Raw genomic sequence first — 17,169 nt, 5'->3', positions numbered from 1 at the left:
TTAAAGTCATACCTCGCAGCGTGCGCAGCTCCTTTTTGTCAGAATCAGAATCAGCAGGATTTGTCGAGGGCTCCACCGCCAGGATGAACAGAATTTCTATACTCCGGATTAGGGATTGCTTATCTGTGTTATCTTTAAATTTATACTTCTATATCCTGCAAATCCTTTCATCCTGTAAATCCTGATTCAGACATTTATACTTCGTGGCTGGCAAGACGCTCGCAGGAGCTGCGCACGCTGCGAGGTCATACTAAATCTTCCCTTTTAATTCTCAGCTCTCTAACTCTCCCTGCTCCATCAACTCCAGCAGCTCCGAAAAGGTGGACACCAGTTCAGTATGGTCGTTGTCGGGGAAGGCGCTTTGGCAGCGTTTCAGGAACACGTCCTGCTCGCGTAAGGTATGGAGGTCGGCTTCGGGCTGTACCTGCTGTGCCAGCGTTTGCGCGGCTGCTTTAATGATGGGCGGGCGATGAATGAGCAGTTGCAGTTCTGTGCTTTTTAGCCGCAGCACTTCCTCCAGTTGCTCGTTCAGGTCGGGGAGGGGCGCATCGAGTTCCAGTTGCAGCTCGGCCCAGGCAGTTAACGCATAGGCACTGTTGTCGTACACGGCCAGTTGTTGCTTCACCTTGTCGAGCGGTCCTTTAAAGCGCAGCAGTTTGCGGCGGCAGGGTATTTCCAACTCGCGCAGGTTTGCCAGCTTGCCGGCTTCAAAATCAAGTATAAATATTACTTTCCTGTCGGTTACTTCGCTGAAGCTAAGCGGAATAGGAGAGCCGGAGTAGCGGATGTGATGCGTCTGGTTGACCTGCTGCGGACGGTGCAGGTGGCCCAGGGCTACGTAATCAAACTCCTTCGGGAACTGGTCGGCGCCAATCTGGCCGAGGTTGCCCACGTGTATTTCCTTCTCGCTCTCGGAGGCAGTGCCGCCGGCAGCAAACAGGTGGCCCATGGCGATGACGGGTATACGTTGCGTTTTATACGGCTGGATGTGCGGTACAAAAGCTTCGTAATGCGCGGCTATACCTTGTTTGATGCGCTGTTCGCGCTCCTCAAACGTTTCGCCGGGCACCGACAGACGCACATCGCGGTCGCGGAGAAACGGCACGGCACAGACTACCAGTTGTAATTTGCCCTGTTCGCAGCGCAGTTCCAGCAACTCGTCCAGCGGGTTTTGCGAGGCGCCGCCTATTACGTAAATGTTGAAGCACTCCAGCAGCTCTTTAGGCGCGTTGAGGGTAGAAACAGAATCGTGGTTGCCGCCTGTGATGATGATGTGGCGGCAGCAGGTAGCGCAGATGCGACGCAGGAAATCATAGTATAGCTTGAGCGCGGTATTAGAGGGCGCGCCGTTGTCGAACACATCTCCCGACATCAGCAGCACTTCTACCTGCTCCTGCGCAATGGTTTGCAGCAGCCAGTCGAGGAAATGCTGGTGTTCTTCGGTGCGTTCGAGGTTAACGAGGCGCTGGCCCAGGTGCCAGTCGGAGGTATGTAATACGCGCATGTCCTTTCTTTCCCTTATTCCGCTTCAAGATACAGCAGGCGCAGGCGATATTGCAAGCAGCGCCGGGAAAAGAGTAGAAAATAAACTGCGGTCAGGTTTTTACTGCTGCGTTTCTTTCTCTACCGGTAAATTCGCTTCCTGCAGCGCCGGAAATCCGCCTATGTTGTAAATGTGCTTAAAGCCGGCCTCTTTGAGTAATTCAGCCGCTTTGCCGCTGCGATTGCCGGAGGCACAATACAGGTAGTATACTTTGTTCTTGTCCCAGTTCTTCATCTCTTCGGCAAAGGCGCCGCCGCGGTAATCCACGTTTCGGGCATTCTCCAAGTGGCCGGTCGCATACTCTTCGGGCGTGCGTACGTCCAGCAACACGTCTTTGCGGGTGGGCTGCTGCGCTTTGTACTCGGTTGGCGTTAGTACCTGTACATCTGCTGTTGCGGTGGTTTGCGGCTGTGTGGTGGCGCAGCTCATGGTGGCAAGTAGCAACAGTATAGCAAAGTATTTCATAAAGTATGTTTTCTGATGGAAGGATGAACAAAAGTAACTGTTTTTAATGAATTATGCTGCTTGTCAGCATTTATCCGGGTGCTTTATTAAAATGCTTCTCCAATTACAATATAGAAATTAGCACCTTCGCTGCCATAGCCCAGATCAAAGCGCAGGTTCAGTTTTTGTTCGGGGTTAAGAGCATAGCGCAGGCCGGTGCCGAGCGAGTATTTAAGAGTTGAAAAGTTTACATCAGCAGGTTTATTAAATACATCACCTATTCCTGTAAAAACAGCCATACCCAGTTTACGGTACAGCGGGAAGCGATACTCCAGCTGCGTACCGGCAAAGTTGTTGTCCACAAAACGGTTGCGGGCGTAGCCGCGCAGAATCTTGTCGCCGCCGGCGGCAGACAGGCGCATAACGGGCACTGCACCGTTGTTCAGGTTGATTACAGTGTTTGTGGCAAGAACATGGGCTGGCCGTAGTTCAAAGAACTTACTGAAAATCAAGTTGAAATTTTTGTAATTGAAATCGCCGCCAAAGAGTTTTCCGAACTGGTAAGCAGAGGCTTCGAGCAACATGCCGCTGCTGGCGTAGGCGGTATTGTCGCGCGTGTCAAACAGAAACACCAGGCCCACACCGCTGTTCAGGCCGCCCTGGTAGCCAGCAATATGATGCGTTTGCAGCAGGCTTTCTCGGTCGCCGCTTATCGAGTCCAACCGCAGATCATAATAGTTTGTCAGTTGATAATCCACCCCCAGGAAAGTATGGCTGCCCATGTTCTTTAAAGCGGCCAGCTTGGCGCCGACAAGCGCGTATTTATACTTGCCCTCATCCGTTTCGGGGGTGTTGTTGCCAATGCCGTAAAACCGGTCGGTGTATACGCGGTGACGCAGCTCGCCGCGCAGCAAATATCTTTCCTCACGCGTAAACACGTTCCACTCCATTTGCTGGTCCGTCTGTTTGTTCAGGGTATAATCTACCAGAATGCGTGCCGTGGACAGGCGGGTATAGGTGTCGTTGTGCCTGCTCTTGAGGCGCAGAAAGCCGATGACGGCAGCGCCAACACCCAGGCGGGTATCGGGGGTATAATAAATCACCGGAATCGGAATAAGGCCTTTTATACTTGTGGCTGGCGCAGCTGCCGAATCCGGGGAAGCGGTCTGGGCATTGCTGAGCAAAGGGGCGGTGCAGCATACTGTCAGCCAGCACAGCGCAGAAAGAAGCAGAGACTTTTTCATAGAAGCAAGGCTAAGAAGTATACATGCTGAAAACTTATAGCTAACCAAGGCAGTGCCGGGGCTGAACAGCAGGCGCTATACAGACGAAAGATATGAAATAGGCCAACATAAACCATACATTCCGGCTATTTCTTTATGATGTTTAAACACCTGAAATTCAACTTTTTGTATGTGGTATTGTCCTGCCGTATGGATTGAAATCTGAGTCTTTTAAACCGAGCAGTACGGTCCGGAACCACTATGGCCGGGCCTTAGCAGATAAAATAACGGTTTGCCTGCTAGATATTCTTATCAGCGCTGGCTATATTTGGATAACCAAGTAACAGAACAACCTGAAATATCCTTCCGGGCACTGTATTATGAAGCATAATACCCTGATTATTAGATCTGTATAAATAAAGCAGTCTGGTATAAAATGTCCTGATACTTGTGTTTTTTACCTGAGCCTTGTACTTATAAACCATTCCACATATTACCCTAATTTACTAATCAATGAAGAAAGTCTTTACCATTGCAGCTTTCCTGGCTTTAGGGGCAGGAAGCGTAATGGCGCAGGATACTTTTCCGCGCAACGGCGTGTATGACGAGCGCTCCGGCCTTGTCGCTTTCACCAACGCCACCATTCACACCGATTACAAAACCACGATTCCGAACGCAACGCTCCTTATCCGCAACGGTAAGGTAGAGGCCGTAGGCGCCGGCGTAAAAGTGCCTGCCGGTGCCGTGGTGATAGATGCGAAAGACAAGCACATCTATCCGGGCCTGGTGGATATGTTCAGCAACTACGGCCTGCCGGAAGTGAAAGAGGCGCGTGTCGGTTATGGTTCGCCGCCGCATCCCGAATCCGACAAGCAGGGCGCTTACGCCTGGAACCAGGCCATACGACCCGAAACCAATGCGGTGGAGCTCTTTAAAGCAGACAAAGAAGAAGCAGAGGCATTGCGCAAACTGGGTTTTGGCGCGGTGCTGTCCGTGTACCAGGATGGCATTGCCCGCGGCACCGCGGCACTTGTAACACTGGCCGATGACAGGGAAAATGAAGTAATTGTGCTGGATAAAGCGGCCGGTGCGCTGTCGCTGGACCGTGGCTCTTCGCAGCAGGATTACCCTAATTCGCTGATGGGCGCCGTGGCGCTGCTGCGCCAGACCTACCTGGATGCACAATGGAACACGCAGAACCCGGCCAAGGAGCAGAACATATCCCTGAAAGCTTTTGCCGAAGCCAATAAGTATCCGCAGGTATTTGAAGTGGAAAACAAGCTAAACCTGATTCGTGCCGACAAAGTGGGCGATGAGTTCGGAAAGCAGTACATCATCAAAGGAGCAGGCGACGAATACCAGATGCTGCACGAGGTGAAAGCCACCAATGCGCCGCTTATACTTACGGTAAATTACCCGGACGCCTACAACGTGGAAGATCCGTTTGATGCCCGCCGTGTGTCGCTGGCCGATATGAAGCACTGGGAGATGGCGCCTGCCAATGCTGCCATGCTGCAAAAGGCAGGTATAACGTTTGCCTTCACCGCATCAGATTTAAAAGATAAGAAAGACTTTCTGCCCAACGTGCGCAAGGCAATCAAGTATGGCCTGCCCGCGGAGGAAGCTTTAAAAGCGCTGACTGCTACACCAGCGGCACTGCTGCACGCCGAAAACAAAATCGGCAGCCTGGACAAAGGCAAGCTGGCCAACTTCCTTATCACTTCCGGCAACCTGTTTGATGAAGACAACCTTATCCTGGAAAACTGGGTGCAGGGGCATCAGTATAAAGTAACCGAAGTGCCGACCGATTACCGTGGGGTTTATACTTTAAAAGTAGGCAACGAGCCCGTCCGCAGGCTGCTGATTGCGGGCACAGCCGAAAAGCCGGAGCTTAAAGTAATTGCGCAGGACACCGTGAAAGGTAAAATCAGCTTTGATAACAACCTGGTAACGCTGTCCTTCGATAAGAGCAAAACAAACAAGGAAGCCATTAGGCTGAGTGGCTGGCTGGCTGATAAAAACATGCAGGGCGAGGGCAAACTGCCGGATGCCAGCACTGTGAAATGGGTAGCCACGTTTTCGGAGGCCATGAGCGCAAAAGCCAAAAAAGACAGCACGAAAACAGCAGCGCCGGTGCAGCTCGGCAAGCTGATTTATCCTTTTGCCGCCTTCGGCCAAAGCGAATTGCCAAAACAGGAAACAGTACTGATCAAGAATGCCACCATCTGGACAGGTGAAAAAGAGGGCAAGCTGGAGAACACCGATGTGCTGCTGAAAAATGGCAAAATTGCCCAGGTAGGCAAAAACCTGAGCGAGCCCGGCGCCAAAGTGATAGACGGCACGGGCAAACACGTAACAGCCGGTATTATAGACGAGCACTCGCACATTGCCCTGGATGATATTAACGAAGGCACACAGGCTGTAACCTCGGAAGTGCGTATGTCGGATGTGCTGAACTCGGAGGATGTGAATATTTACCGCCAGCTGGCAGGCGGCGTTACCACCACACAACTGCTGCACGGTTCTGCCAACCCCATCGGCGGGCAGTCGGCCATTATTAAGATGCGCTGGGGCAAGAGCCCGCAGGAATTGCTGGTAGAAAATGCAGATCCGTTCATTAAGTTTGCCCTGGGCGAAAACGTGAAGCAATCCAACCGCGACCGCGTACACAGCATCCGTTTTCCGCAGACCCGCATGGGCGTGGAGCAGGTATACGTAGATGCTTTCCAGCGAGCTAAGGAGTATGAGCAGGCCTGGAAGGACTACAACAACCTGTCGAAGCGCCAGAAGGCTAAAACCGCCGCGCCGCGCCGCGACCTGGAACTGGACGCACTGGTAGAAATCCTCAACGACAAGCGCTTTATTACCTGCCACTCTTATGTGCAGTCCGAAATCAACATGATGATGAAGGTAGGCGATGAAATGGGGTTCAAGGTAAACACCTTCACGCACATTCTGGAAGGCTACAAAGTGGCTGATAAAATGGCGGCACGCGGTATAGGCGCTGGTACTTTTTCTGACTGGTGGGCTTATAAAATGGAGGTAAAAGATGCGATTCCGCAGAACGCCGGCATTATGAGCGAAGTAGGCGTGGTAACAGCCATCAACTCGGATGATGCCGAAATGGCCCGCCGCCTGAACCAGGAAGCAGCCAAAAGCGTGAAGTATGCCGGCATGAGCGAAGAAGATGCCCTGAAAATGGTAACGCTCAACCCGGCCAAATTACTGCACCTGGACGACCGCATGGGAAGTATAAAAGCAGGCAAAGACGCCGACATCGTGCTCTGGAACAACCACCCGCTTTCTGTATATGCCAAACCGTTGAAGACCTTTGTGGACGGCATTGCCTACTACGACGTGGAGCGTGATGCGCAGCTGCGCCAGGATATGGAAAAAGAACGCATGCGCCTGGTGCAGGAGATGCTGAACGCCAAAACCGGCGGCGCCAAAACACAGGCACCCGCCAGCAAGCGCGTCCGCGTACTGGACTGCGACGAAGTGGAGTACAGTCAGGAGGAGCAGTCTCTCGCTTATTAATTTTAATCGTTGGATAGTTAAATTAGAAAATGAAAATTACTAAAAGATATATTTCAGCGCTGGTTGCCTTGCTGTTCAGTGTGCCTGCTTTTGCGCAGGTGCCCGCGCCGGCGCCCAAACAAAGCAAACCGATTTTGCTGAAAGGCGCGACACTGCACGTAGGCAACGGCACAGTAGTGGAAAATGCTGTGGTAGGATTTGCCGATGGCAAAATTACGTATGCCGGGCCGCAGAGCGGGGCAAACCTGAATGGCTACGAAGTGGTGGACGTAACAGGGCAGCATATTTATCCCGGCCTCATCCAGCCCAACTCCGGCCTTGGCCTGAACGAAATAGAAAGCGTGCGTGCTACCATCGACTGGGATGAGGTAGGGCAGTTCAATCCCAACGTCCGTTCTGTCGTGGCCTATAACACGGATTCTGATATTATTCCGACCATCCGCACCAATGGCGTTTTGCTGTCGCAGGTAACGCCCATCGGAGGTACCATTTCTGGCACGTCTTCGGTGGTGCAGCTGGACGCATGGAACTGGGAAGATGCCATTGTGAAAGCGGATGGTGGCATACACCTGAACTGGCCCAACATGCTGATAGAAACCGGCAACAATGATCCGGAAGCCGCCAAGCGCCTGGCCCGCATGAAAGAACAGCGGGAGGAGATGCTGACAGAGCTGGCTGCTTTGATGCGTGATGCGGCTGTATACAAGGCCGGCACACATGACAACAGAAACCTGAAGCTGGCTGCGATGGCGGGTTTGTTCGACGGCTCCAAAAAGCTGTACATTCATGCAGATTATGGCAAGGAGATAGTGGAGGCCATCAATTTTGCAAAGAAGTATGGCGTAAAAGATATCGTGCTGGTAGGTGGCGGTGATGCGCTGGTGGTAGCCGATTTTCTGAAAGACAACAACATTCCCGTTATTTACTCAGGGGTACATGCGCTGCCCTCCAGACCCGGGGAAGATGTGGACATGCCCTACAAAATGCCTTATCTGTTGCAACAGGCAGGTCTGCTGGTGGCCCTCGACTATGACCTGAGCATCCACGGCATCCGCAATTTGCCTTTTATTGCAGGCACCTCGGCTGCCTATGGTTTGGATAAAGAGCAGGCGTTGTCCAGCGTAACCCTGAACACCGCTAAAATTCTGGGTATCGACAAACAGACAGGTTCTGTGGAGGCCGGTAAAGATGCTAACCTGGTCGTGTCTTCAGGCGATTTGCTGGACATGCGTACCAACAACGTAACGCTGGCGTACATCCAGGGCCGCAAAATCAGCCTCGACAATAAGCAGAAATACCTGTACCATAAGTTTGAGAACAAGTATAAAGCACAGCAGAAAGCTGCCGCTATAGATGCTCCTGCCACATCAGCAGGCGAGTAAACTTATACTTACTATAAAACAAAGCAGGCTGCCGGAAAACTGGCAGCCTGCTTTGTTTTATAGTATCTTTCTCATCCGGTGTCTTTCGTAATGGCTGCGTGTGGATGGATAAAACCGGTGCCTATGAGGGCTTAGCCAGGTAATAGCTTTTTCAATGCTACCATCCTGAACGCAAGTATAACAGGCCGGCCTTCCGCATTTTTATAAAAACAAAAGGAATTGTCGTAAAAAGAAAACCCCGACCAGAAGCCGGGGGAATCAGTAAGGGTATTAACAAACAACAAACAACAATTTCTTTATTACAGGTGCTGCAATGCGCAGTGGCGCAAGGCTGGCATTATCTGTTTCTTCTCTCCCGCGCCCGGGCGCGGGCTATTATACTATTGCTCAGACAAAGTATAAAATAAGAATACCTTTTGCCTGCAAATTAGATGAACTCCCCGAACACACCGACATATTGCCGCAGCTACCCGAAGTATTGCCTTTTCCGCTAGCCTGAAAAATGCAGGTTTACCGGCCCAGCCGGGCAAACAGGTGGCTTTTACAGCGGGTGTAATGCATGCCTTCCGGGCGCATGAGCCAACACTGTTGCCGGATGTCCGTTTATAAGTATAAACTGATACCAAACTTTAAACTTTATACCTATGGAAAGAGACGATCATTATTACAACAGCGGAAATTATAGAAGCGACAGCTACAGCCGGAACAGCGACGGAAATGCCGGCCGTAAATTATCTAACTACCAGAGCCGGTACGAAAACCATGGTAATTATTATGGTATGCCGGACACCAACCACGAGTATGAGGATGTAAGAACTACACGTGGCGCTACATTTGGCAACACCAGTCCCGGACCTATGCAGCGCAGCAGCAGCAACTATGATAAGTACGACAGGAACAACAACCGGAACGACGGAAACCGCAGCTACAACTCCGGCTCTTCTTATGACCGGCAAAACTCCGGAAACTACCAGAACCGCGACAATCACTACCGCTACGGCGACCCCAACCCATACATGGGCGGCTATGAACAAACCCGCGGAACCGGCTGGGAGCGCGACAGCTCAGGCGCTTACCGGGGGAACTTCAGCAGCGACGAAAACAGCCGCTACGCCCGCCAGGATAACAGCTACCAGAGCGGCGGCAGTGGCAGAAGGTACAGCAGTTATGGCCGTGACGAGCAGCGTAGTTACAACCCGGGCGGAGCAGATTTTTACAACGACCGTTCCGATTTTAACCACAGCAGTTCCGACAACGACTTCCGTGGCAGCGGCCGTAGCAACAAGTTCTACGACGATGTATCTAACCGCGACGAGTACCAGCAGGGTGAAATCAGGGACTCTCACAGGAACCGCGACGACAACTATGCTACGGGGCTTTACGCCTCTAACCGCTCGTACGTAAGCGATCAGGACTATTCGAAACACGAAAACCGTTACAGCAGGAACAGCAGCGATCGCCGCCACCGGTCAGGGCCGGACTATAATGCCGATTCTGCCGCCAGCAGTTATAGCAAAGGCGGAAGTTTACGCGGATAGTAAATCCATTCCAGAAAGCCCACAGCCAAAAACTGTGGGCTTTTTATATGATGATTTTCCTGCTGTTGGCAGTTTTTATACTCAGAGCCGCACCATCCGTACAGGATAAGGCCGCAGTTGCTGATAGCTGCAAAACAATAAATTAAAATAAAGCCGATATGTCTATCTCAAAATTTATAGCTGGCGCCTGCCTGCTGTTAGCCCTTTTCGTGAGTGCCTGCACCATCAAGCCAAAGGACAAGTCTTCGGAAGTTTATACTTTTAAAGATGCTTACTGGATGTTGATGTCCATTGAGGGACAAAGCCCGCAGGCGCCGAATAACACCCACACCGCTTATATCCGCTTCGAGGAAAACGAAAACGATGTGCACGGCTTTACAGGCTGCAACAAGTTTTTCGGGAAGTATGAAGGAAATGAAGAACAGCAGACGCTGAAGTTAAGCCAGTTGGGTGCTACCAAAATGATGTGCCCCAACATTGAACTGGAAAATAAGCTGATGCGCGTGCTGGAAAATGTAGACTCCTATCGTATTTCGGATGATGTGCTCACGCTATATGCCGGCGGCGAGGCTGTAGCCACCTTTATGGCGGGCACAGAGCGCAGCATCGACAACGAAGTGGAGGATGGACTGCACTAAACCCTCATTCGGGCAAAAGCCGCTTACTTGCCTTGCGATGTTTTAAGCAGCAGTTCATTAAATTTTTCAAGCAGGGCAATGTATTTGCGCTGCAGGCTAAGCAGTTCTGCTTCGCAGGCTTCTAAGTTGCCGGGCCTGGAGATTTCCTGTGGCTCCACATCGAAGGGCAGGAGCAGGTTGGCATTTTGTGGCTGTTGCGGCGTGGTGTCTTTTTTTACGTTTTTGCCCAGGTGCGGAAACTCCTGTGAAAAATCATGGTGAATCACCTCTCCCAGCCGGAGTATAAAGCTGTACGGAATGCCGGTTTCCTTAAACTTGTTGTAAAGCGTTTTTCTGCTGACGCCGAGCTTGTCGGCTACTACGCCCACGGCTACACCACTTGTTTTAATGGCGTCCCGGATCACTTCTCCTCTGTGTACAGGTGCTTTCATTTTGTCTTCCGCACGGTAATTAAGCCTGATAAAATAGGGTTGACTTTACAAAAATAAGTAATTGTGATGTACAATGTGTGTACATCGTGTAAAATTTATACAGATAAGTATAAAAGCTGCAATCGGAGCTGCAGCGGTTTATACTTCTGTTAATCGAAGCGCCTGCCAAAGAAGTCGCCTTTGTTCCAGGTTGGTTTTTCAGGATTTTGCGCTACTAGGTAGCCGATCAGGAAGTTAAGTTGCGCGTATTTCCGGCCTGCATCAAAATCAAAGATGCCGTTGATATCGTCCTGCGGTTTGTGGTAATATTTTTCGCGCCAGGCTTTTACCTGCACATCCAGGTTGTTGCGGCCGTCTGGGGTTTTGTTGCCATACTTGATGTGGAGTGCCGGGATGCCCTGCGTTACAAAGCTGTACTGATCGCTGCGGATAAAGCGGTTTTGTTCTGGCTCCGGGTCCGTTTCCACTTCCAGGCCGAGGTAGCGGCTGGCCTGCGCCACCTGCTTTGCCAGCGAAGAATGTTCCGCTCCTAGCGCCACCACCGACAGCAGCGGCGCGATAATGGTCGGCATGTCGGTGTTGATATCGGCTACAATGCTTTGAGCGGGCACGGTAGGGTGTCTGGCAAAATAGGCGGAGCCCAGTAAACCCATTTCTTCGCCTGTTACCATCACCAGCAGCACCGAACGTTTTGGCTTGTCTTTTAACCGCGCGTATACTTTGGCAATCTCCAGCAGGCTGGCCACGCCCGAGGCATTGTCGTGGGCGCCGTTGTAGATAGAGTCGCCTTGCACGGGTGTGCCGATGCCCACATGGTCGAGATGGGCGCTGTGCACCACATATTCATTTTTCAGCGCCGGATCTGTGCCTTCAATTTTGCCGATTACGTTATAGCTGTCCACATCCTGGTAAGCGGAAGTATAGGCGGCGCTAACCGAAGTATGGAGCGGCGCAGAGGCGGGTATACCTTTACTGATAGCGGCTTCTGCCTGTTGATAATCCAATCCGGCATTGCCGAAAAAGCGGAGCAGCACCTCGTTACTGACAAGCGCCAGTAGCTTTATCTGCTCCGACACATAATTCCGCGATACTGCCACCTCACCCTCCGGCGACAGCACGCTGTACACGCCACGCGACAGATTAGGCAGTTCCCTTTTCGGATCAGGCTGGCCGATGATGACGCCCACCGCGCCATGTGCAGCGGCATTTTTCAGAATAGTGCGCAAATCCATACTATAAGCCGCTACTGTAGACTCGAACTTTGCCGGTGCGCCCCGCAAAATCACTACTATCTTACCATTGGTATTTATACCTGCATAATCGTCGTAGCCCAGTTCGGGAGCGCTGATGCCGTAGCCGGCAAATACAAGCGGCGCCTGTACGGCTACTTCCGGTTGCTGTGGGTTGGGGTAGATAACGTAGTCCTGCCCGTAACTCAGGTTGGCGCTGCTGCCCAGGCTGTCTTTGATCTGCATCGTAGCACTGGCACCAGTTACGGCTTTGCGCAGCTTCACGTCTTGCAGGTACGTGTTGTTTTCGCCGGCAGGCTGCACGCCCAGTTGCTGAAGTTGGCTTACCACATAATCTACGGCCGTCTGGTAGCCTGCGGTACCGGGTTTGCGGCCCAGCAACTTGTCGTCGGCCAGGTAACGGATGTGTGCTTCTATATCCTGCGGCGCTATTTTACGAATGGCTTTGGCTACTTTTTTATTTACCTGCAGGGTTTGGGGCAGGGCGTGCTGCGCCACAAGTATAAAACACAGGCAAAGCAGGAGGTTTACAGTTTTCATGCAGAGAAAGTAAAGGTGCTGGTTTATTTATGTGCTGATGCTTAATTCAGGATTAATTGCGGAATCAGGATGTATACTTTCAAAGTCTTGTGTCTCATGTTTCCAAGATGTCCGGAATGTTCCGCTTCATACTTGTGTCCCAAATATACACGCAAACATTAAAGTTGTGTGCCTGAACCGGACAATTTTCGGGCTGCTGCCGGCCATGCCTGCAGGCGCATATGTAACTTTGGCGCGTGGAGCCGTATATATGTACTTACATTGATTTTTTTACCGGCTCCGCCAGTGATTAGTAAATCAGGAGGAGCAAACGGTAGCGGGCTGTTTTTAATTTTTTATCATACATCAATAAAATAAAACGATATGGCTACAACAAAATGGACAGTTGACCCTGCCCACAGCGAGATTCAGTTTAAAGTGAAGCACCTGATGATCACAACAGTTACAGGATATTTTCAGAAGTTTAACCTGGAGGTTGAGACAGAGGACGAGGATTTTGAGAAATTCTCGAATCTCACTTTTACAGCCGATATAAACTCTATTAACACAAACAACGAGCAGCGCGACACACACCTGCGCTCAGCTGACTTCTTTGATGCTGAAAACCATACAGAGCTGCGCTTTGATGGCAAGAGCTACAAGAAAGTGAGCGACGATGAGGCGAAGGTGCAGGGCGATCTGACGATCAGAGGCATTACAAAACCAGTAACGGTAAATGTAGAGTTCGGTGGTATGGTGGTGGACCCTTACGGTCAGACGAAAGCGGGTTTTACTGTTGATGGTAAAATCAGCAGAAAGGAATTCGGCCTTACCTGGAATGCTGTAACCGAGGCAGGCAGTGTAGTGGTGAGTGACGAGATAAAGCTTCATGCTGAAATCCAGCTCGTCAAGCAAGCATAGTTTTTATCTGAAATAAGAAGCAGGCCAGTTGATAAAACAACTGGCCTTTTTTTTCGTGAGTAATAGGTATGGGCAGGCGGATCTTATTTTATCTGATTATTGCGGCGGGCACCCTGTGCGTGCTGCTAACAATGGCCTCGCTGCCGTATAATACCCGATTCTGGTTCCTGAAGGTGCTCGATTTCCTACGGGAGCAGACATTGATTGCCTGTTTGATCTGCTTGGCCGGGTTTGTTGCAGTAAATCGCCGCTGGGCTACTTCGGCGGTGCTTCTGGTGATCGGCCTGGTGACTGCAGCGGCGCTGCAGGCCATAATTATACTGCCGTACACGCCCATCTGGCCTAAAGCAGCGCCGGATGCTAGTCCGGCAGTAGCTAACCGGGCAAATACCGTTGGCCTGCTGATAGCCAATGTGCTGATGAAGAACAGGAACGCTGCCGGTTTCCTGGAGATTGTGCACAAGGCCAACCCCGATCTGGTGCTGGCTATGGAAACAAACCAATGGTGGGCCAACCAGCTGCAGCCTCTGAAGGAGCGCTACCCTTATACTATTCTGTACCCGCTGGATAACACCTACGGCATGTTGCTATACTCCAGGCTGCCGCTGCGCGATGCGCATATCCGGTTTCTGCAGCACGACAGCGTACCCTCTTTTCAGGTGGAGGCCAGGCTGCCCGGTGGCTCCTGGTTTATACTGCATACCGTACATCCGGTGCCGCCCGTACCCAGCCCATACCCTGACAATGTTGGAAAAGAGGGCCGGAAGGAAGTGGTGCTGTTAAAAGTAGGAGAGATGGTGGCTGCACATACGGCGCCAACCATCGTTGCCGGCGACTTTAATGATGTAGCCTGGTCGAACACTTCCCGGTTGTTTGGGCAAAAAAGCAAGCTAAACGATGTGCGGGTGGGCAGGGGTTTCTATAATTCTTTCGATGCCACTTCCCTCATCCGGCGCTGGCCCCTGGATCAGATCTATGCTTCCGGTCATTTTCGTGTGCTGGAGTTGAAAAGATTACCCAAGTATGGCTCCGACCACTTCCCGATATATGTGCAATTGGTGCTGCAGCCGCCGGGTAAGTAAAAGTATAAACTGAGGATGTCAGGGATTGAGGATGCGGCTAAAGCCGTTTAGAACTCGTAGCTTACTGGTGGAGCAGCCGGAACTGTTCGGGTGTTTGCCCCGCATGTTTTTTGAAAAAGCGGGAGAAATAAGAATTATCGAAGTAGCCAAGTTCGGCTGCCACCTGCGTAATCGTGAGAGGAGAATGCACCAGCAGCCTTTGCGCCTCCAGCACCACCCGGTTCTGTATCAGCTCCGTAATTGTTTTGCCAGTGGTGCGCTTGCTGCTTTCATTCAATTGCTTTGCTGTCATGTGCAGTTGTTCGGCATAAAACGAAACCGGCTGGTGTGCCTTGTAGTGCTGGTCAATCAGGTTTTCGAGGTTTTGCAACTGAAGGAACTCCCCGGAAGATACCTGCTCCCGGGGATGCTGCGCCTCGTATATACGCGAGAGCAGGATGAGCAGAATATCCAGGTAATCCCGGATGATGTCTTCCTTTTTGGATTGCCGGCCCGCATGCTCTCCCTCTATACTTTTGATAACCGTTAACAGCTGTGCCTCTTCTGCCTCGGTTACCTGCAGCAGCGGCCGGGAGAGCAGCGCATTAAAAAACGGAAAATCATAAAGCTTATTTTGCGGATGTCCCCACAGGTAAAATTCTGAAGTGAAGAAAATAATATAACCAGCAGCGTCCGCAGTGAATTGCCAGCTGTGCACCTGCCCCGGACGCAGGAAGTATACTGTCCGGGGTTGTACGGGGTAGGTATTAAAATCGATGGTATGGGTGCCTGAGCCGCTGGTAAGCAGCAGCACGATATAGAAATTATGCTTGTGCGGCTTCTGTATAAACTGGTGCTCGCGGAGATGATTTGCGAAACTATTAAGATAAAAATACTGCTCCCGCCGGGTTTGCGCATCAAAATCCTGTATCCTGAAAATGGGCAGATGTTTGTCCGGCATGCCTGATATGCTGTTTGGCAGCCAATATACAATACAGCGGCCTAACTTCAAGCCGGAACAGGAATGCTTCTTTATTTACATCTTCGGGGAACAGGCGTTTATACTTGAGGCGGGCCTTTGTAGCCGATAAAAAAGTTTATCCAGATAGCCCTGGACAACCGGAATATGACAGGCAGCAAAACAATCAGCATTACCGTAAGCGACAGAATCAGTGCCAGCATGGTAACTTCCTCCATCACCAAACTAAGTCCTAACCAGATAGCCAGCACCAGGGCCGTGGTAATGCCGTAGCTGACAAACATAGCCCCATAATAGTAGCCGGGCTCAGGCTCGAATACCTGCCCGCAGCAAGGGCAGGCATCGTTCATATCCGCAAATTTGCTCACATTGTACAGCGTGCCTTTCGGAAATAAATCGCCTTCGTGGCACCGCGGGCACTTCATGTTTACAACGCTGTACAGTCTGCTCTCTTTCCAACTCATTTGCTTTAATCTTTAACAGGTTTATACGGCAAAGTTAGCATATAATCATACCCCGCTTACGGGACAAAACAGACAAAGTATAGCACAAATGCGAAGCTACTAAACCAGGCGCGTAAGAGTTGTAAGCCAGGTATAGCTGTTTAGTTAGCCTACGTGCACATCATCATCGCCCAGTACATCGCGCACATAGAGCATTTTCACGATCACAATCAGCATGGCAATAAGGGGAGTGGCCAGGATGAGGCCGAGTATGCCTGAGAAAACGCCCAGCAGCAGCTGTCCTGAAATAATAAGAGCAGGAGGCATTTCTATCATTCTTTTCTGCACCATCGGCGTGAGCAGGTTGCTTTCCACCAGTTGGATGCCGGTGTACAGCAGTACCACATACAGCGCATCGTTAGGCCCCTGGAGCAGCGCAATCAGCACAGCGGGCACCAAGGCTATAATGGGGCCAAAGTTAGGTATAAACGACACGAGGCCGGCAATAAAGCCAAGTGCCAGTGCCATTGGTATGCCCAGCAACGACAGACCGATGGAGGTCATCACCCCCACCACCGTCATCGAGAAAAGCTTGCCCAGTATCCATTTGTAGAGCGTGGAGCCGATGTGGTCGAGCACCTCTCTGGCCCGGTTGCGCTTTGGTAAAGGGAAGAGCATGATAATACCCTGCCGGTATGTTTTAGGGTTGATGGTTATAAAAATGGCGATAAAAAGTACGATATAGATGTTGGCCAGTATACCTAAAGTGCTTGATAGTATACCCACACTTTTCTGGAGCCACCCGTTTTTGCTTTCCATCAGGCTGTCAAGTGTAGGTATCTCGCCCACCAGCTTACGGCCCCATTCATACTGCTGTACCTGTTGCTCAAGACCGGCAATGGACCTGGGCAACTCCTTGCTGAGGGTGCTTATCTGCGCTGTAACCTGGGGCGCCAGCAGCCACCAGGCAAGCCCCGTCAATGCCAGAAACACCACCATCACCAGGGCAAGTGACCAGCCCGTGGGGATGCCGGTGCGGCTGCTTAAAGCATCGGCCGTACCCCTGAAAAAAATAGCAATCAGCACACTGGCAAACACCAGCAGCAGCACACTGTTAAAAGTATAATAAATGAAAAGAACGAACAGCAGTAATGCCAGGGTTATACCGGCAGCTTTTAGTACTTTGCGGTAAAAAGGTTCTTTGGTATCGGAGCCCGGAGAGCTGTTGTATTGTACATTATCCGCCATATAGATGCATTA

14 protein-coding genes are annotated in these 17,169 nt (G+C 51.2%); 6 read left to right on the top strand and 8 right to left on the bottom strand.

The window, feature by feature from the left end; genetic code table 11:
- Positions 1–271: 271 nt before the first annotated feature.
- The 3 genes from I2I11_RS05545 to I2I11_RS05535 form a co-directional block, all read right to left on the bottom strand.
- Complete coding sequence (locus tag I2I11_RS05545; RefSeq protein WP_196266674.1) at positions 272–1,504, bottom strand: exonuclease SbcCD subunit D C-terminal domain-containing protein; 1,233 nt, start codon at positions 1,502–1,504, stop codon at positions 272–274.
- Positions 1,505–1,603: 99 nt separating this feature from the next.
- Positions 1,604–2,008, bottom strand: a complete 405-nt coding sequence (locus I2I11_RS05540) for a rhodanese-like domain-containing protein (RefSeq protein ID WP_230679914.1) — start codon at positions 2,006–2,008, stop codon at positions 1,604–1,606.
- 86 nt (positions 2,009–2,094) lie between these two features.
- The gene (locus I2I11_RS05535; protein WP_196266673.1) at positions 2,095–3,231 is read right to left on the bottom strand and encodes a BamA/TamA family outer membrane protein; all 1,137 of its coding nucleotides are present in this window, start codon (positions 3,229–3,231) and stop codon (positions 2,095–2,097) included.
- A gap of 492 nt (positions 3,232–3,723) precedes the next feature.
- Between I2I11_RS05535 and I2I11_RS05530 the strand changes: the two genes are divergently transcribed.
- The 4 genes from I2I11_RS05530 to I2I11_RS05515 all read left to right on the top strand — a co-directional run bounded on the left by I2I11_RS05530 (position 3,724) and on the right by I2I11_RS05515 (position 10,305).
- Positions 3,724–6,747: an amidohydrolase family protein gene (locus I2I11_RS05530; protein WP_196266672.1), complete on the top strand. Its 3,024-nt coding sequence runs from the start codon at positions 3,724–3,726 to the stop codon at positions 6,745–6,747.
- Positions 6,748–6,776: 29 nt separating this feature from the next.
- Positions 6,777–8,129 (top strand): amidohydrolase family protein, encoded by a 1,353-nt coding sequence (locus I2I11_RS05525; RefSeq protein WP_196266671.1) that lies wholly within the window; start codon positions 6,777–6,779, stop codon positions 8,127–8,129.
- A gap of 644 nt (positions 8,130–8,773) precedes the next feature.
- Positions 8,774–9,667, top strand: coding sequence for a hypothetical protein (locus I2I11_RS05520; RefSeq protein WP_196266670.1), 894 nt, complete (start codon positions 8,774–8,776; stop codon positions 9,665–9,667).
- A 158-nt stretch (positions 9,668–9,825) separates the two neighbouring features.
- Complete coding sequence (locus I2I11_RS05515) at positions 9,826–10,305, top strand: META domain-containing protein (protein WP_196266669.1); 480 nt, start codon at positions 9,826–9,828, stop codon at positions 10,303–10,305.
- A 23-nt stretch (positions 10,306–10,328) separates the two neighbouring features.
- Here I2I11_RS05515 and I2I11_RS05510 read toward each other — a convergent pair whose 3' ends face one another.
- Entirely contained in the window at positions 10,329–10,736 is a 408-nt protein-coding gene (locus tag I2I11_RS05510) for a DNA-binding transcriptional response regulator (RefSeq protein WP_196266668.1), read from the bottom strand.
- Positions 10,737–10,885: 149 nt separating this feature from the next.
- Positions 10,886–12,526: a M28 family peptidase gene (locus I2I11_RS05505; protein WP_196266667.1), complete on the bottom strand. Its 1,641-nt coding sequence runs from the start codon at positions 12,524–12,526 to the stop codon at positions 10,886–10,888.
- A 363-nt stretch (positions 12,527–12,889) separates the two neighbouring features.
- Here I2I11_RS05505 and I2I11_RS05500 point away from each other — a divergent pair, with 363 nt between their 5' ends.
- A complete protein-coding gene (locus tag I2I11_RS05500) occupies positions 12,890–13,426 on the top strand; it encodes a YceI family protein (protein ID WP_196266666.1) in 537 nt (178 codons plus the stop codon).
- A gap of 68 nt (positions 13,427–13,494) precedes the next feature.
- Entirely contained in the window at positions 13,495–14,508 is a 1,014-nt protein-coding gene (locus I2I11_RS05495) for an endonuclease/exonuclease/phosphatase family protein (RefSeq protein ID WP_196266665.1), read from the top strand.
- A gap of 61 nt (positions 14,509–14,569) precedes the next feature.
- Here the strand turns inward: I2I11_RS05495 and I2I11_RS05490 are convergent, their stop codons facing one another.
- The 3 genes from I2I11_RS05490 to I2I11_RS05480 all read right to left on the bottom strand — a co-directional run bounded on the left by I2I11_RS05490 (position 14,570) and on the right by I2I11_RS05480 (position 17,157).
- Positions 14,570–15,448, bottom strand: a complete 879-nt coding sequence (locus I2I11_RS05490) for a helix-turn-helix domain-containing protein (RefSeq protein WP_196266664.1) — start codon at positions 15,446–15,448, stop codon at positions 14,570–14,572.
- A 98-nt stretch (positions 15,449–15,546) separates the two neighbouring features.
- Positions 15,547–15,891 (bottom strand): DUF983 domain-containing protein, encoded by a 345-nt coding sequence (locus I2I11_RS05485; protein ID WP_230679913.1) that lies wholly within the window; start codon positions 15,889–15,891, stop codon positions 15,547–15,549.
- A gap of 183 nt (positions 15,892–16,074) precedes the next feature.
- Positions 16,075–17,157, bottom strand: coding sequence for an AI-2E family transporter (locus I2I11_RS05480; RefSeq protein ID WP_196266662.1), 1,083 nt, complete (start codon positions 17,155–17,157; stop codon positions 16,075–16,077).
- Between the last annotated feature and the right edge of the window lie 12 nt (positions 17,158–17,169).

This window comes from Pontibacter rufus (assembly GCF_015694705.1).
Lineage (GTDB): Bacteria > Bacteroidota > Bacteroidia > Cytophagales > Hymenobacteraceae > Pontibacter > Pontibacter rufus.
The sequence above is the reverse complement of the archived record's forward strand: the minus strand, read 5'-3'. Positions and strand labels throughout refer to the sequence as shown.